15 protein-coding genes are annotated in these 14,875 nt (G+C 63.6%); 4 read left to right on the top strand and 11 right to left on the bottom strand.

Going from position 1 to position 14,875, the window contains the following annotated elements:
* Window positions 1-37: 37 nt before the first annotated feature.
* From ABDB84_RS04445 to ABDB84_RS04400, 10 genes are all read right to left on the bottom strand, one after another.
* On the bottom strand, window positions 38-1,243 hold the full coding sequence (locus ABDB84_RS04445) for a pectate lyase (protein WP_345918484.1): 1,206 nt from the start codon (window positions 1,241-1,243) through the stop codon (window positions 38-40).
* Window positions 1,244-1,699: 456 nt separating this feature from the next.
* On the bottom strand, window positions 1,700-2,515 hold the full coding sequence (gene panB / locus ABDB84_RS04440) for a 3-methyl-2-oxobutanoate hydroxymethyltransferase (protein ID WP_345918483.1): 816 nt from the start codon (window positions 2,513-2,515) through the stop codon (window positions 1,700-1,702).
* Between the two features lie 133 nt (window positions 2,516-2,648).
* Entirely contained in the window at window positions 2,649-3,287 is a 639-nt protein-coding gene (locus tag ABDB84_RS04435; RefSeq protein WP_345918482.1) for a deoxynucleoside kinase, read from the bottom strand.
* A 57-nt stretch (window positions 3,288-3,344) separates the two neighbouring features.
* Complete coding sequence (locus ABDB84_RS04430) at window positions 3,345-3,686, bottom strand: DMT family protein (RefSeq protein WP_345918481.1); 342 nt, start codon at window positions 3,684-3,686, stop codon at window positions 3,345-3,347.
* Entirely contained in the window at window positions 3,686-4,183 is a 498-nt protein-coding gene (gene folK / locus ABDB84_RS04425; protein ID WP_345918480.1) for a 2-amino-4-hydroxy-6-hydroxymethyldihydropteridine diphosphokinase, read from the bottom strand. Before folK ends, ABDB84_RS04430 begins: the two co-directional genes overlap by 1 nt.
* The gene (pcnB, locus tag ABDB84_RS04420) at window positions 4,183-5,538 is read right to left on the bottom strand and encodes a polynucleotide adenylyltransferase PcnB (RefSeq protein ID WP_345918479.1); all 1,356 of its coding nucleotides are present in this window, start codon (window positions 5,536-5,538) and stop codon (window positions 4,183-4,185) included. Before pcnB ends, folK begins: the two co-directional genes overlap by 1 nt.
* Before the next feature lie 81 nt (window positions 5,539-5,619).
* On the bottom strand, window positions 5,620-6,198 hold the full coding sequence (locus tag ABDB84_RS04415) for a DNA-deoxyinosine glycosylase (RefSeq protein WP_345918478.1): 579 nt from the start codon (window positions 6,196-6,198) through the stop codon (window positions 5,620-5,622).
* Window positions 6,150-7,178, bottom strand: a complete 1,029-nt coding sequence (locus tag ABDB84_RS04410; protein ID WP_345918477.1) for a class I SAM-dependent rRNA methyltransferase — start codon at window positions 7,176-7,178, stop codon at window positions 6,150-6,152. The genes ABDB84_RS04415 and ABDB84_RS04410 overlap by 49 nt, the downstream gene beginning before the upstream one ends.
* A gap of 69 nt (window positions 7,179-7,247) precedes the next feature.
* Complete coding sequence (locus ABDB84_RS04405) at window positions 7,248-7,910, bottom strand: histidinol-phosphatase (protein ID WP_345918476.1); 663 nt, start codon at window positions 7,908-7,910, stop codon at window positions 7,248-7,250.
* A gap of 12 nt (window positions 7,911-7,922) precedes the next feature.
* Window positions 7,923-8,579, bottom strand: a complete 657-nt coding sequence (locus ABDB84_RS04400) for an HdaA/DnaA family protein (RefSeq protein ID WP_345918475.1) — start codon at window positions 8,577-8,579, stop codon at window positions 7,923-7,925.
* Window positions 8,580-8,723: 144 nt separating this feature from the next.
* On the opposite strand from ABDB84_RS04400, the gene ABDB84_RS04395 reads away from it, so the two are divergent.
* The 4 genes from ABDB84_RS04395 to ABDB84_RS04380 all read left to right on the top strand — a co-directional run bounded on the left by ABDB84_RS04395 (window position 8,724) and on the right by ABDB84_RS04380 (window position 13,559).
* A complete protein-coding gene (locus ABDB84_RS04395) occupies window positions 8,724-9,845 on the top strand; it encodes an AIR synthase related protein (protein ID WP_345918474.1) in 1,122 nt (373 codons plus the stop codon).
* 364 nt (window positions 9,846-10,209) lie between these two features.
* Window positions 10,210-11,628, top strand: a complete 1,419-nt coding sequence (locus tag ABDB84_RS04390) for a circularly permuted type 2 ATP-grasp protein (RefSeq protein WP_345918473.1) — start codon at window positions 10,210-10,212, stop codon at window positions 11,626-11,628.
* A gap of 108 nt (window positions 11,629-11,736) precedes the next feature.
* Window positions 11,737-12,678 (top strand): alpha-E domain-containing protein, encoded by a 942-nt coding sequence (locus tag ABDB84_RS04385; RefSeq protein ID WP_345918472.1) that lies wholly within the window; start codon window positions 11,737-11,739, stop codon window positions 12,676-12,678.
* Window positions 12,679-12,818: 140 nt separating this feature from the next.
* On the top strand, window positions 12,819-13,559 hold the full coding sequence (locus ABDB84_RS04380; RefSeq protein WP_345918471.1) for a proteasome-type protease: 741 nt from the start codon (window positions 12,819-12,821) through the stop codon (window positions 13,557-13,559).
* 74 nt (window positions 13,560-13,633) lie between these two features.
* Here ABDB84_RS04380 and ABDB84_RS04375 read toward each other — a convergent pair whose 3' ends face one another.
* Entirely contained in the window at window positions 13,634-14,770 is a 1,137-nt protein-coding gene (locus tag ABDB84_RS04375; protein ID WP_345918470.1) for an FIST signal transduction protein, read from the bottom strand.
* Window positions 14,771-14,875 lie beyond the last annotated feature (105 nt).

The raw sequence follows: 14,875 nt of genomic DNA, 5'->3' as shown, positions 1-14,875 counted from the left end.
GCGAGGGGGCCTCAATTTACAGCGGGATGCGATCAGATCAGAACGACTTTACGTCGCTGGTCTTCACGTCGCAGGCGGTGGTGCCCCACTCTTGGCCGATGCTGCTTGAACCATTGTGCGTGCGGCTGCCGGTGTAGGTCACGCAAACCTTCGGCGTGCTCTTCACGCCGTCGCTGGACAGCTTGTAGTCCTGGATCGTCAGGTTGCGCAGGATGGCCTTGTCCGAGATGGCGAATTCGCTCGGCACGCTGCTGTCCCACTTGGTGTTGATGCCGACGATGCTGTCCAGGCCGGGGCCGGAGACGCGCGTGCCGGATGCATCCACGTGCTTGACGGTCAGGCCGTCCAGATCCAGCGAACGACCACCCTTGTTGGACGAGCAGTCACCGCAGGTGCGCAGGATCTTGCCAGCACTGGTGTAGGTGGTTACCGAGTTGCCTTGCGAATCCTTGCTCAGGGTCGAAGCCTGCATGATGGCCGTGAAGTTGCGCACGTACATCTTGGCGTTGAAGGCATTGTCCTGGAAGAATTTGTCCGGCTTGTTGCCATGCTCGTAGGCGTTGTCGAGGATCTGCGTCGCAGTGCTGTCGTAGATCGAGAAAGTGCCGCCTTCCGAGTAGTTGCCTGCAGCGTGTTCGCAGACTTCATCCCAGGTGACGTTCTTCAGCGTGCAGTTGCCTGCCAGGCAGGAGATGCCATGACCGCCGGCGCCCGACTTGATGTGGACGTTCGACAGGGTGGCGCCGTTCTGCAGCGAGATCACGGCAGCCTGGCCTTCGGTGTCGCTCAGGCAGGAAGTACCGATGGTCTTGCCGCCGCAATCGACCGACACACCATCGAGCACTGCACCGGCGACGCAGGACGCGCTGCCTGCCGTCGAGGTGCTGCTCGACGAGCTCGAAGCCTTGCTGCTCGATGCGCTGGAGGTTGCGGCGCTGGACGAGGACTTGCTGCTCGACGAAGAGCTGCTGGAGCTCGAAGCGCTGGCCGGGTCATAGGAACACCAGGCGCTGGAGGTGAAGCTGTTGCTCGGGAACAGCGAGGTGCTGCAGGTGAAGCTGCCGGTCAGCGTGGCATAGACGAAGGAGCCGGACTTGCCCAGCGCGACCTTGTGGGTGCCGCTCATGGTGCAGGTGCTGCCTACTTGCGCACACTTGGTGTAGCCGGAGGGATAGTCGGTTGCTGCATGAGCGCCCGAGACGGCGAGCGTCACCGCCGCGCCGATCAGAATCTTGCGAAACATGTGTGTCTCCTAATTTGTTTTATTGAACGGGTCTTTTCCAGACTCACACCGTGTTTCCGGTGTTTGGCTGAGTCAGGCCCGATGTGGACAGATTGAATTTTTTATTGCTGCCCGCGGGGCGAAATATGCGTGCTTCGTTCAACCGGGTCAAGTCCCGTTAAGGAAATAATGCACGGAATCTGATCAGGATAGTGTGCAAAGCGTGAATTCATCACGCGGGACTCATTCTTGTTTTGCAGGTGGCTGATCTTGCAGCTTTTTTATTTTCCCTGGCGCGTTGGCGACTCTGTCGGATTTGTCGCAAAAAAAGGCGCGGGCTAAACTAAAGTTATAAGCGCGAAGATTCTGCCGATCCGCTGTCGCAGATCGGCAAGGCCATGATTTTTAGCGCTGAAATAGCGCAAGATGCGTATCGGGATATTTATTGTTTTTGCTGATTTACGCTGCGCTGCAGAATCAGTAGCTGTGCTCGCTGGCGGGGAAGCTGCCATTTTTGACGCTCTGCACATAACTGCGCAGCGCTGCTTCGATGCTCTCGGCGCCGTGCATGAAATTGCGCACGAAGCGCGCCTTGCGGCCCGGATAGATATTCAGCATGTCGTGCAGCACCAGCACCTGGCCGTGGGTGTCGGCGCCCGCGCCGATGCCGATGGTGGCCATGCTGCTGCGCGCGGCACTGAGCGTGCTGGCCAGCGCGGCAGGCACCATTTCAAGCACGATCATCGCCGCGCCAGCTTGTTCCAGCGCGCTGGCGTCGTTGAGCAACTGTTGTGCGCTGTCCTCGGTCTTGCCCTGGATGCGATAGCCGCCGAGCTGGAACACCGCCTGCGGCGTCAAGCCGATGTGGGCGCAGACCGGAATGCCGCGTTCGACCAGGAAGCGCACCGTCTCGGCCATGTAGGCGCCGCCTTCGAGCTTGACCATGTGGGCGCCGGCGGCCATCAGCACGGCCGCGCTGCGCAGGGCTTGCTGCGGGCTTTCCTGGTAGCTGCCGAAGGGCAGGTCGGCGATCAGCCAGGGGCGCTTGCAGCCGCGCGCCACACAGGCGGTGTGATAAGCCATGTGCTCCAGCGTCACCGGCAGGGTGCTGGTCTGCCCCTGAACCACATTGCCCAGCGAGTCGCCGATCAGCAGCGAGTCAACGCCGGCCTGCTCGCACAGCGCGGCAAAGCTGGCGTCATAGCAGGTGAGCATGGTGATCTTCTCGCCGGCGGCGCGCATCTTGCCGAAATCGAACAGGCTCAGGGCCTTGAGGTCTGCTTGGGCGCTCATCTTGAATCTCCTGCCGAGAGCTTGCAAAGCCCTTCAGCGCGCCTGCGGCGCGAAGGGTTTAATTGGGGCGCAAAGGATAAGCCAATTTGTGCGTGCCAGCATGCCCAGATGCGGGCTTCCTTTGCATTGCGTTTTATTGCGAGTAGCCAAAGAACTCGCGATAGCTGCGCATGGCAAACAGGCGTTTGTAGAGCAGCTCGAAGTCTTCTTCGATCTCGACCGGATTGAGTTGTTCCGCATTGACGATGAATAGCGGCGAGCGGTCGTAGTGGTGGAAGAACTGCGCGTAGCGCTCGGTCACCCGCGCCAGATAGTGCTCGGTGATGCGTCGCTCGGCATCCATGCCACGGCGGCGCACACGCTCGATCAGGGTCTCCGGCTTGGCCTGCAGATAGACCACCAGATCCGGCGCCTGCGCCTGCTGGTGGAAGCTGGTGTAGAGGCGCTGGTAGAGGCGTTCTTCGTCTTCGGCGAGGGTCAGGCCGGCGAACAGCGGATCTTTTTCGAGCAGAAAGTCGCTGATCACTCGCTGGCCGTCGCGGCGCAGCGGTTCGAGCTGGGCCAGCAGGTCGGTGCGCTGGTAGAGGAATTCGATCTGTGTCGGCAGCGCCCAGCGCTCCATGTTCTGGTAGAAGCGGCCGAGGAAGGGGTTCATTTCCGGCTGTTCGAGCAGCAGATTGGCGCCGGTGCGCTCGGCCAGGCGCTTGGCCAGCGTGGTTTTGCCTGCGCCGATGGGGCCTTCAACAACGATGTAGCGTGCTTTTTCGAGCATCTTGATCCCGCTGTGAATGAAAGATGGGGTGCGCGCCGCGCAGCCTGGTTCAGCGCCTTATGCGCGGAACATGAAATACACGGCGCCCAGCATACAGAGTCCGGCCCACACGTAGTCAAGCTTGAAGGGCTGCTGCATGTAGAAGATCGAGAAGGGCACGAAGACCGACAGGGTGATCACTTCCTGCAGGATCTTCAGCTGACCGAGCGACAGGCTCTGCGCGCCGATGCGGTTGGCCGGCACCTGCAGCAGGTATTCGAACAGCGCAATGCCCCAGCTCAGCAGTGCAGCGACGATCCAGGGTTTGTTGTGCAGGTTCTTCAGGTGGCCATACCAGGCGAAGGTCATGAAGACATTCGAGGCGATCAGCAGCAGGGTCGTCGTCAGCCAGTTCGGCATTACACACCCAGGCGTTCGATGGCTTGGTCTTGCAATTTGGCCAGCAGGGCGTCGACCCGGCCGAGGCCGGGGATTTCCAGCGCCGGCGCGATCTCGGCCAGCGGCGCCAGCACGAAGGCGCGCTCGTGCATGCGCGGGTGGGGAATCTGCAGGCCGGCCTGGTTGATGCTGCGATCAGCGAACAGCAGTACATCGAGGTCGAGCGTGCGCGGCGCATTGGTATAACTGCGTTCGCGGCCGAAGCTCTTTTCGAGCGCGAGCAGGGTTTCGAGCAGCAGGGCCGGGCCCAGCGCGGTGTCGATCTGTACCACGGCATTGATGTAGTCAGGCTGCGGATCGCAACCGACCGGTGCCGAACGGTAGAGCGAGGATTGCGCGCGCAGCCGGCAGTGCGGCAGTTTGCCGATGGCGATCATCGCATCGCGGACGGCGGCGGCCGGATCAGCGCCGATATTGGCGCCCAGACCGATCCAGGCACTGACGGTGGGCAGCAGCATTATTCGCTCGTGGATTGGGCGGGCGCCTCGCCGGCGCCCTCGGCCTTGGGTTTGCGGCGCACGCGGCGGCGCTTCTTGCGCGCCGGATCGGCGCGCTCCGGTTGCAGCATGGCTTCGCGCGCATCGGGCTGGCTGTGGGCGAAGCTGTCCCACCACTCCGGCAGCTCCAGCGGGATCTCGCCGCTCTCGGCGCGCAGGCGCAGGAAGTCGTAACCGGCGCGGAAACGCGGCTGTTCGAGCAGGCGATAAGGCATCTTGCCCGAGCGGCGCTCAAAGCGCGGCTGCAGCGCCCAGATCTCGGTGATGTCGGCCGAGATGCGGCGCGTGATGGCGAGCTTCTCGGCCTGTTGTTCGAGCACTTCGTTCATCGCCGCCATCAGCGCGGGCGTGCTGTGCTCGCCGGCTTCGCGGCGGGTATTCCAGTTGGCCAGCACCTCGTGCCAGAGCAGGGTAGCGAACAGGAAGCCGGCCGAGATCGGCTTGCCATCGCGTACGCGCTGGTCGGTGTTCTCCAGCGACAGCCAGACGAATTTCTCGCCCATCGGCTGGTTGAGGATCACGTCGAGCAAGGGCAGCAGGCCCTTGTGCAAACCCTCTTCGCGCAGGCGCTTGAGGCAGACCACAGCATAGCCGCTGGTGAGCAGCTTGAGCATCTCGTCGAAGAGGCGTGCGCTGGGCACGTTTTCCAGCAGTTCGGAGATCTCGCCGATCGGCTTGCGCGTGGCCGCTTCGATCGACAGGCCCAGCTTGGCCGCCAGACGCACGGCGCGCAGCATGCGCACCGGGTCTTCGCGATAGCGCTGCACCGGGTCGCCGATCATGCGCAGGGTCTTGTCCTTGAGGTCGGCGACGCCGTCGTGGTAGTCGATCACCGTCTCGTCGGCCGGGTCGTAGTACAGCGCATTGACCGTGAAATCGCGGCGTGCAGCGTCTTCGGCCTGCGAGCCATAGACATTGTCATGCAGCACGCGGCCGTGCTCGTCGGTCACCGTGTCTTCGTCGTGCAGGGCGCGGAAGGTCGAGACTTCGATGGTCTCGTTGCCGACCATCACGTGCACGATCTTGAAGCGACGACCGATGATGCGCGAGCGGCGGAACAGCGCGCGCACTTCCTCGGGCGTGGCATTGGTGGCGACGTCGTAATCCTTGGGCGGGATGCCGGCGATCAGGTCGCGCACTGCGCCGCCGACGACATAGGCCTTGTGGCCGGCTTCCTGCAGCGTCGCGCAGACACGCCGCGCCGCCGGCGTCAGATCCTCACGACGGATGCCATGCCGGGCAACGGGAATCAGGGACGGTTCAGCGGATTTACTTGGGTCGCGCTTGAAAACGCGGCGCAACAATTTGCGGATCATTCAGGCAGGGTCCGGGTTTGCTTGCTTGTAAAACAAAGAATTATACGGGCTTCAGCGTCTGCCGGCATGCTCAAAGCTGGCTCAGCGTGGTGTTTTTAGGCTTTCGTCAATCAGTTGGCGCCAGCTGTGCAGCTTGTCGGCACCACTGATCGCCGCATTGGCCGGGCTGCTCGACGGCAGGCGACGGTAGCGCAAGGGCTGTGGCAACACCAGCTGCGGCGCGACATGGCGCATGAATAGCTGCTCGGCCGCTGCGCCATTGAAGCCGACATGCTGGATCTGCGGGTGTGCGGCAAAGAAGCCTGCAAAATCATTCACCTGCAGTGAATCGCGGACGATGTCGGCATCCAGGCTGCCCGGCCGCTCGCAGCTGTGCAGCACGTCCCACAGCGCGATGCCGGCTTGCTGCATGGCGTCGATGCGTGCTTCATAGGGCAGCGCCGGGTCAAAGCCGAGCAGCTCGCCGAGCAGGCGCCAGAACTGGTTCTGCGGATGGGCGTAGTAGCGCTGCGCACGCAGCGAGGCGGTGCCCGGCATGCTGCCGAGGATCAGCAGGCGCGCATCGCTGCGGGCGCGCGGCGGCAGGCTCTGCAGGCGCGTGGCTGGCGTGCTCACACCCGCAGCAGCACGGTCTTCAGCGGTACGTGTTCGTCGCGGCATGGGAAGTCGCTGTCAGGCTGGATCCATTCGATCTCGCGAATCGGCCGGCCGGCTTTGAGTGCGCTGCGTTCGAGCTGCGCCAGCCAGGCGTCGCGGCGGACGTCGGCCACATTATTGTTGCAGATCAGGCTGCCGCCTTCGGCGGTGCACAGCAGGGCCGGTTTGAATACGGCCGGGTAGTCATTGATCAGGTCGACCACGCCGAAAGGGCTCTTGGCATAGCGCGGCGGATCGAGGAAGACCAGGTCGAAGCTTTGCTTGTCGAGTTTGGGGAAGGGCGGCAGGCGCTTGCCGCGCACGATCTGCGGCTGGCCGATGCCGCTCAACTGGCGCATCGCGGCGAAGGCGTCGCTCTTGAGAAAGCGCACGCCGATGGGCGGGCGGTTGAGCTGGGCGTTTTGCTTGCCGACGGCCAGACTGGCCTCGGCGAAATCGATATTGAGCACTTGTGCCGCGCCGGCACAGGCGGCCGCCACGCCGACGCCACAGGTGTAGGCGAAGAGGTTGAGCAGGCGCTTGCCGGCGGCCTCCTGCATGACGCGCCGGCGCGCAGCGCGCAGGTCGAGGAACAGCCACGGGTCCTGCCCGCCATGGCGCGCCTGGATCAGGTATTTGACGCCGCCCTCGCTGATTTCATGGCTTTGCGCGGCGGCGATCTGCTCGGCCGCATCGAGCGTGTTGCGGATCCGTGAATGCGCCTGGCTGCGGTCGTTATAGACCAGCTGCAGCCCGGGCAGCGCCTGCGCGTAGAACGCGCGCAAGGTGTCGAGCAAGGCCGCCGGCAGCGGGCGATGAAAGCTCTGCACCAGCAGGAGCTCGCCGTAGCGATCCACGCAGAGGCCCGCCACGCCCTCGACGCTGCCGTGAAACAGACGGTAGGCATTGGTCTGCTCGGCGTGCAGCTGTGCGATCAGCGCGCTGCGCGCATGCAGGGCGTGGGTGAGGGCCTGGAGCAGGGATTCCGCAGTAGTGTCGGGCAAGGTGGCTTGGGTGCGAGGAGATTGGAAGGCTTCGACAATACGCGAACACGGCGTGCCGGCAGCGCTTTTTCAGCGCAGGCTGATGACTGGCCAGCCGGCTTGCTCGGCATGCTGGCGCAAGGTCGGGTCCGGATCGACGGCCACCGGATCGCTGACCCGCGAGAGCAGGGGCAGGTCGTTGAGCGAATCACTGTAGAACCAGCTGCGCGGGAAGCTGTGCAGGTTCAGCGCCAGCGACTCCAGCCAGGCTTCGACGCGGGTGATCTTGCCGGCCTTGAAGGCCGGCGTGCCACGCGGCGCGCCGGTAAAGCGGCCGTCTTCCTGCGCCGGGATGGTGGCGATCAGGTGTTCGACGCCCAGCGCACGGGCAATCGGCGCGGTGACGAAGGCATTGGTGGCGGTGACGATGGCGACCAGATCGCCGGCTTCGCGGTGCTGGCGGATCAGCGCCTGGCCTTGCGGCAGAATCATGGTGCTGATCACTTCGCGCATGAAATCGGCGTGCAGCGCATCGAGTTCGCCACGCGTCAGGCGCGCCAGCGGCTCCAGCACGAAGGCCAGGAAGGCATTGTTGTCCAGCGTGCCTGCCTTGTACTGCTCGTAGAAGGCATTGTTGCGCGCCTGGTAGGCCTGGGCGTCGACGGCGCCGCGCGCGCAGATGAATTCCCCCCAGGCGTGGTCGGAATCGCCGGCCAGCAGGGTGTTGTCGAGATCAAAAAGGGCGAGGTTCATGCTCTGGGCTTCTTAAGGAGTTTTGAGGATTTCGCGCAGCAAGGGCAGGGTGATCGGCCGCGCCAGGCTGAGGCTGGCTTCATCCAGCGCGTCGAGCACCGCCATCAGCCAGGGCAGGTCGCGGCGGCTGTGGCGCAGCAGGTAGTCGATCAGCTCGCCGGGTAATTGCATGCCACGCGCACGGGCGTGTTCGAGCAAGGTGGTCTTTTTCTGCGCATCGCTGAGCGGGCGGATTTCAAAAGCCAGGCCTTGCGCCACGCGGCTGGCCACGTCGGCACGCAGGGTGAGGACGGTGGGCGGCACATCGCCGGTGATGATGAAGCTCTGCTGCATGGTGCGCGCATTGATCATCAGGCGGAACAGCTCGGCCAGCGCGGCTTCGTCATGGCGGGCCAGGTCATCGACCAGCAGCAGGCCGCGCGGCCCGGGCGATTCGATGCCCTGCGCCGGCTGTGCATAGACCACCGGGCGGGCGCTGGCGCTGGCCGCAGCGGCCTGCAAAAGATGGCTGCGGCCGCTGCCGCTCTCGCCCCACAGGTAGAGCAGGCTGCCATCGTCGCGGCTGCATTGCTCCTGCAGCGCAGCCAGCAGGGCCGCATTGTCGCCGGGGACGAAGTTGGCGAGGCTCGGTTGAAAATCGGGGCGGACGTCGAGAATGAGCTGTTTCAAGGGGCAAAAGTAGCAATGGCAGGCGGTTTGGACGGCGTCGGCCAGGCTCTGGCACAGCGCATGATGGCCGCAATCTTACCGCGCCTGCGGCGTGACCGCCGCGAACAGGTAAAATGCCGCCTTTCTGCATTGACCGGACATTCCATGTCGCAAGCTCCCACATCCCAGCCCCTCGACTACACCGCCGCCGGCGTTGACTACAGCAAGATCGACCCGCTCAAGATCCTGGCCCAGCAGGCGGCACGCAGTACCCAGGGCAATCTTGCCGCCCACGGCGTCAGCGAAATTGCCGCCTCGCGCGGGGAATCGGCCTACGTCATGGAGATTGGCAATCTGCTGATCGCCTCGATCACCGAATGCCTGGGCACCAAGGCCCTGGTGGCTGACGCGGTGCGCCCGATCAGCGGCAAGACGCATTACGACTCGATTGCGCAGGACACCATCGCCATGGCGGTCAATGACCTGATCACCGTCGGCGCCACGCCGCTGTCGGTGCACGCCTACTGGTCGGCCGGCGGCAGCGACTGGTTTGCCGACGAGCAGCGCATGCGCGACCTGGTCAGCGGCTGGCAAAAGGCCTGCGATGTCTGCAAGGTCAGCTGGGGCGGCGGCGAGACGCCGGCGCTGGCGGGCGTGGTCGAAGCCGGCCGCATCGATCTGGCGGCCTCCTCGGTCGGCATCATCCCCAGCCGCGAGCGCCTGACCCTCGGCGACAAGCTCGGCGATGGCGATGAAATCGTGCTGCTGGCCTCCAGCGGCATCCACGCCAATGGCGTGAGCCTGGCGCGTAAGCTGGTCGATCGTCTGCCGGAAGGTTATGCGAGCAAGCTCTCGGACGGCCGTCTGTACGGCGAAGCCCTGCTTGATCCGACCGTGCTCTACGTGCCGGTGACCGAAGCGCTGTTCGCTGCGGGCATCGTGCCGCATTACTCGGCCAACATCACTGGCCACGGCTGGCGCAAGATCATGCGTCACGCCGGCAATTTCACCTATCGCATCCATACGCTGCCGGATGTGCCGCCGGTGCTCGCCTTCATCCAGCAGCACGCCGGCATCGATGATCGTGAAGCTTATGGCAGCCTCAATATGGGCGCCGGCTTCGCCTTTTACGTGGCGGCCGGGCAGGGCGCCGAAGTTGTGCGCATCGCCCAGTCGCTGGGTGTGCAGGCCTGGCTGGCCGGGCGCGTTGAAGCAGGCGCCAAGCAGGTGGTCATCGAGCCGCTGGCCCTGAGCTATGCGGCGGATGAATTGCATCTGCGCGCTTGAGGCGCGCTTGTGGTGCGTCGGCCGGCGCGCATGCTGCCTCTTGGGTGGTAGCGGCGCGCAGGCATCCTCGTCACAGTACTGGAGCATGATGGGCGGCACCCGGCCTGAGCGGAGTATGCAGGCCGGATGCGCCTGGAAGGGCTGAATCCGGTTACGCAGCGCGCCCGCTGCGCATCTTTGAAGGTCTGAGCAGGAAGCTTATGTGCGTGTGTGTTTGCACCGGTATGGTGCTAGTCTAGAGCGCAGCTTTGGAGCAAGTGTTCGGCTCTGGTGCAAAATAGGCTTTTGGGCGGGGGCATGATGCGATGGCATGTGTTTCGCTTATGCTTCAGTACCTGTTTGAAGGATGCAATGAGGCTAATCCATGACCGTGGCGCAATTCTTCAACGAGATGACGGACAGCGCAGGAACGATCCGTCCTCACTACAACAAGTTTGCTGACTGGCTGCAAAGCACCCCGCCGCAAAGGCTGGCCGACAAGCGTGAAGCGGCCGATGCGCTGTTTCACCGGGTGGGTATCACCTTCGCCGTGTATGGCGAGGCCGAGGGTACCGAGCGCCTGATTCCCTTCGATGTCATTCCGCGCATCATCCCGGCGCAGGAATGGGTGGATATGGCGGCCGGTCTGCGCCAGCGGGTGCAGGCGCTGAATGCCTTCATCCACGACATCTACCACGATCAGGAAATCCTCAAGGCCGGGCGCATCCCGAGCGAGCAGGTGCTGAGCAATGGCCAGTACCGGCGCGAGATGCAGGGAGTCGATGTGCCGGGCAACATCTACGCGGCGATTGCCGGGATCGATGTGGTGCGTGCCGGGGCCGGCGAGTACTACGTGCTCGAAGACAATCTGCGCGTGCCTTCCGGCGTCTCCTACATGATCGAAGACCGCAAGATGATGATGCGGCTCTTCCCCGAACTGTTTGCCAAGTATCGTGTGGCGCCGGTCGAGCATTATCCCGACCTGCTGCTCGATACCCTGCGCGTGCTGGGCCAGAAGGGCGTCTCCGGCCCCACAGTGGCCGTGCTGACCCCAGGAGCCTTCAACAGCGCCTACTTCGAGCACGCCTTCCTGGCGCAGCAGATGGGCGTCGAACTGGTCGAAGGCCGTGACCTCTTTGTGCGTGAAGGCCGCGTCTTCATGCGTACCACACAAGGTCCGAAACAGGTCGATGTGATCTATCGTCGCATCGACGACGACTTCCTCGATCCGCTCGCCTTCCGTCCCGATTCCATGCTCGGCGTGCCGGGCCTGCTTGATGCCTATCGCGATGGCGGCGTGACCCTGGCGAATGCCATCGGCACCGGCGTGGCGGATGACAAATCGATCTATCCCTATGTGCCGGACATGATCGAGTTCTATCTGGGCGAAAAGCCCTTGCTCAACAATGTACCGACCTACATGTTGCGCAAGAAGGAAGACCTCGAATACACCCTGGCGCATCTGCCCGAGCTGGTGGTCAAGGAAGTGCACGGCGCGGGCGGCTACGGCATGCTGGTCGGGCCGGCGTCGACCAAGGAAGAGATCGAAGACTTCCGCAAGCGCATCCTTGCCGCGCCGGAAAAGTACATCGCCCAGCCGACCTTGTCGCTGTCCGCATGCCCGACTTTTGTCGAAAAAGGCATCGCACCGCGTCACATCGACCTGCGTCCCTTTGTCTTGTCGGGCAAGGAAGTGCGCTTCGTGCCGGGCGGGCTGACGCGTGTCGCGCTCAAGGAAGGTTCTCTGGTGGTGAACTCTTCGCAGGGCGGTGGTACGAAAGATACCTGGGTACTCGAGAGCTGAGCGGCGCGCGGGCCTGGCCCGCGCCTTGTGCAGCACGAGCGGGCTTGCCCATCTTGGAATACATCGCGATCCCCGCTGGTGGGGATGGCGTCAAACAGAGGCTCATCAATGTTAAGCCGTACCGCAGACCACCTCTTCTGGATGGCTCGCTATATCGAGCGAGCCGAGAATGTCGCGCGCATGCTCGACGTCAATTACCGCATGAGCCTGCTGCCGCAGAGCGATGCGGCGGTCGAACGCCAGTGGCGCGCCGCGCTCGACACCATGGGCCTGCTCGATCTGTACAAGGAAACCGGCGGCGCCTATGCACCGACCGATGTGATCCGCTTCATGGTGCTTGATCGCAACAATCCCTCCAGCATCTTCTCCTGCCTGCGCTCGGCGCGTGAAAACGCCCACGCGGTGCGCGGCACCCTGACCTCGGAACTGTGGGAGACCACCAATTCCACCTGGATTGCCATGCGCAGCTTCAGCCAGGCCGGGCTGGAAGGGGATGGCGCCAGCGAATTCTTCGAATGGGTCAAGTTCCGCTCCCACCTCTCGCGTGGTGTCTCGGTCGGCACCATGCTGCGTGACGAGTCGCTGCACTTCATGCGCCTGGGCACCTTCCTGGAGCGCGCTGACAGCACGGCACGCCTGCTCGATGTCAAATTCAACGAGCTGAGCAATTCCGGCCGCGCCGACGAAGCCGCCGAATATTACGAGTGGAGCGCGCTGCTGCGCTCGGTGTCGGCGTTCGAGATCTTCCGCAAGGTCTATCGCGATTCGATCACGCCCAGCCGCGTCGCCGAGCTGCTGATCCTGCATCGTGACATGCCGCGTTCGCTGGCCAGCTGTATGGAAGAAGTGCACGAACTCCTGCAGAAGGTGGCCAACCAGCGCTCGGCCGAGACCGAGCGCCGCGCCGGCGAGATCGCCGCTTCCCTGCGCTTCGGGCGGATCGAGGACATCTTCGAAGACGGCCTGCACGACTGGCTGACGACTTTCATCGAGCGTGTCGCCGATCTGGGCGGGCGCATCTCCAACGACTTCCTCGTTCCGGTCAATTGATCTGTCCGGCGCGGACGGCCTGCCCCTGGCAGGCCGTCCGCGCCCATGCCGGGCGAGCGGGCGCGGCGCGTGTCTAGCTTGTGCAGTTGCGGTCTGGCACCTAAACTCCGGTTTGCATTAACAATTTCACGGATTTCCGCATGACGTATTGTGTAGGCATGCTGCTCGACGCAGGCATGGTTTTTCTCGCTGATTCGCGCACCAACGCGGGGGTTGATCACATCAGCACCTTCCGCAAGACCTTCATTTTCGAGCGCAGCGGCGAGCGCGTGCTGGTCCTGATGACCTCGGGCAACCTGGCGGTGACTCAGGCCATGGTGTCGATGCTGCGTTCCAAGCTCAATGCGGGCGAGGATGTGGAAAGCCTCTACAACGTGCCGGACATGTTCGCCGCCGCGCGCCATGTCGGCGAAACCCTGCGCGAGGTGCACCAGCGCGATGCCGAGGGCCTGGCCGCGTTCAGCATCGAATTCAATGCTTCGATCATTCTCGGTGGCCAGATCAAGGGCGAGGCGCCGCGTCTGTTCACCGTCTATGCCGCGGGCAACTTCATCGAAGCGACGCCAGAGACGACTTACTTCCAGATCGGTGAGTCGAAGTACGGCAAGCCGATCATCGACCGCACCATCACCCGCGCCACGCCGATGGACGATGCGGTCAAGTGTGCGCTGATCTCGATGGATTCGACGATCAAGTCCAATCTCTCGGTGGGCTTGCCGCTGGATCTGGTCTGTGTGCGCAGCGACGCTTTCCGCGTCGCCCTGCATCAGAGCATCGACGCCGCCAATCCCTATTTTTCCGCTTTGCGTACGCGCTGGGGCGAGTCCCTGCGCCATGCCTTCGACGAGCTGCCGCGTCCGGACTGGCTCGCGGATCTCTGACTTTTCCCCGCTTAAGTCGGCCTGCTAGGGCGTGTTCACATTCAACGCAATCCGCCGGGTGAATGTGACACGCCCTACTGCTCGACCAGGTAGGCGATGGTCATGGTCTGGTTGTAGAGATTGCAGCCCTTTTGCGTGTTGCCGGGGCTGATCTCGCCATAGCTGTGGAAACCGGCATAGGTATTGTTGCTGCCGAGCACCTCGATGACGGCATCCACTTCTTCATCGGTGCGGCCGCCCATCACCAGTTTGCGCCCCACGCAGCTCACCAGCAGGGCGAAGCCTTGTCCGGCGCCATAGACATGCGCGGCTTCGGCGGCGGTGACCGCGCCGTCGACCAGGGCGTCGGTGCTGGCGTGCATCAGTTGCAGGAAGCCGTTTTCGACGACATCGCCGGCCAGCACCAGGGCGCCCTGTTCTTCGTCGACCGCCAGAATGCTGCGGATGACGCCGACCTCTGCGCGCGACTCCGAGAGCATCGAGAAAGGGAACAGCAGTCCGGAGGCGGGCAGGCGCTCGGCATGTTCGCCCAGGTAGCGTTTATAGACATCCAGGGCCGGCTCGCCATCGAGCTCGAACAGCAGGTTGTGCTGCGAACGCGTGACCTTGCGTGCCGGGCCGAAGGGTTTCCAGCCGCCATAGGAGCCGAAGCCGGTGTTCAGGCGATTGCTGCTCAGCCCGACAGCGACCACCTGTTCGCTTGCAATCGACATATTGTGCAGGGTGTAGGTCTGCTTGAAGTCGGCGCCATCGCCGGCCAGCCCGCCTGCGATGTGCGCCTTGCCCAGCTGGCTGCGCATGCCTTCGATGAGCAGGCTGCCGTTGATCTGTGTGCCGGGCGCGAAGACCAGCACGGTGTGCACGCCCGAGGGTTTGAGGGCCAGCCCCAGGCGCTCGCCGGCGGCAAAGGAATCATCCATATCGGCCAGCCGGGTGGAGATGACGCGCAGGGCGGGGTGTTCGAAGTGCAGGGCATTGATCAGCACACTGCCGTCGTGGGCGCCGTCGTTGCAGATTTCACCGGCGGTCGAGCAGCCGACGATCTCTGCCGTCGGAAAATTTCGGCGCAGCCGCTCGACCAGTTCCGGATGGCGGAAGACTGCGCTACTGCCAAAGACGATCAGCAAGTGCGGCTCAAGACTCGCCAGCGTCTGCAGCTGTTCAGCGCGGATCTGATCGACCGCCTGGAGTGAAATTTGCGCCGATTTCATGCACAGCCCCTTCCGCATTGCGGCGTTCAGCCACCTCGTCAAATCGAGGCGATCTGCAGCCTTTACGGAAGCTATCGCGCGCTGCTTGAGTCAGGCGCGCCGGAC

This window comes from Uliginosibacterium sediminicola (assembly GCF_039631295.1).
Taxonomy (GTDB): domain Bacteria; phylum Pseudomonadota; class Gammaproteobacteria; order Burkholderiales; family Rhodocyclaceae; genus Viridibacterium; species Viridibacterium sediminicola.
The sequence above is the reverse complement of the archived record's forward strand: the minus strand, read 5'-3'. Positions and strand labels throughout refer to the sequence as shown.

Excerpts from the sequence above, each read along its gene's own strand:
- ABDB84_RS04430 (WP_345918481.1), bottom strand. The coding sequence starts at position 3,686 with ATGCCGAACTGGCTGACGACGACCCTGCTGCTGATCGCCTCGAATGTC.
- ABDB84_RS04445 (WP_345918484.1), bottom strand. The coding sequence starts at position 1,243 with ATGTTTCGCAAGATTCTGATCGGCGCGGCGGTGACGCTCGCCGTCTCG.
- ABDB84_RS04375 (WP_345918470.1), bottom strand. The coding sequence starts at position 14,770 with ATGAAATCGGCGCAAATTTCACTCCAGGCGGTCGATCAGATCCGCGCT.
- pcnB (WP_345918479.1), bottom strand. The coding sequence starts at position 5,538 with ATGATCCGCAAATTGTTGCGCCGCGTTTTCAAGCGCGACCCAAGTAAA.
- ABDB84_RS04395 (WP_345918474.1), top strand. The coding sequence starts at position 8,724 with ATGTCGCAAGCTCCCACATCCCAGCCCCTCGACTACACCGCCGCCGGC.
- ABDB84_RS04390 (WP_345918473.1), top strand. The coding sequence starts at position 10,210 with ATGACCGTGGCGCAATTCTTCAACGAGATGACGGACAGCGCAGGAACG.
- ABDB84_RS04385 (WP_345918472.1), top strand. The coding sequence starts at position 11,737 with ATGTTAAGCCGTACCGCAGACCACCTCTTCTGGATGGCTCGCTATATC.
- ABDB84_RS04380 (WP_345918471.1), top strand. The coding sequence starts at position 12,819 with ATGACGTATTGTGTAGGCATGCTGCTCGACGCAGGCATGGTTTTTCTC.
- ABDB84_RS04415 (WP_345918478.1), bottom strand. The coding sequence starts at position 6,198 with ATGCCGCGACGAACACGTACCGCTGAAGACCGTGCTGCTGCGGGTGTG.
- ABDB84_RS04435 (WP_345918482.1), bottom strand. The coding sequence starts at position 3,287 with ATGCTCGAAAAAGCACGCTACATCGTTGTTGAAGGCCCCATCGGCGCA.
- ABDB84_RS04405 (WP_345918476.1), bottom strand. The coding sequence starts at position 7,910 with ATGAACCTCGCCCTTTTTGATCTCGACAACACCCTGCTGGCCGGCGAT.
- panB (WP_345918483.1), bottom strand. The coding sequence starts at position 2,515 with ATGAGCGCCCAAGCAGACCTCAAGGCCCTGAGCCTGTTCGATTTCGGC.
- folK (WP_345918480.1), bottom strand. The coding sequence starts at position 4,183 with ATGCTGCTGCCCACCGTCAGTGCCTGGATCGGTCTGGGCGCCAATATC.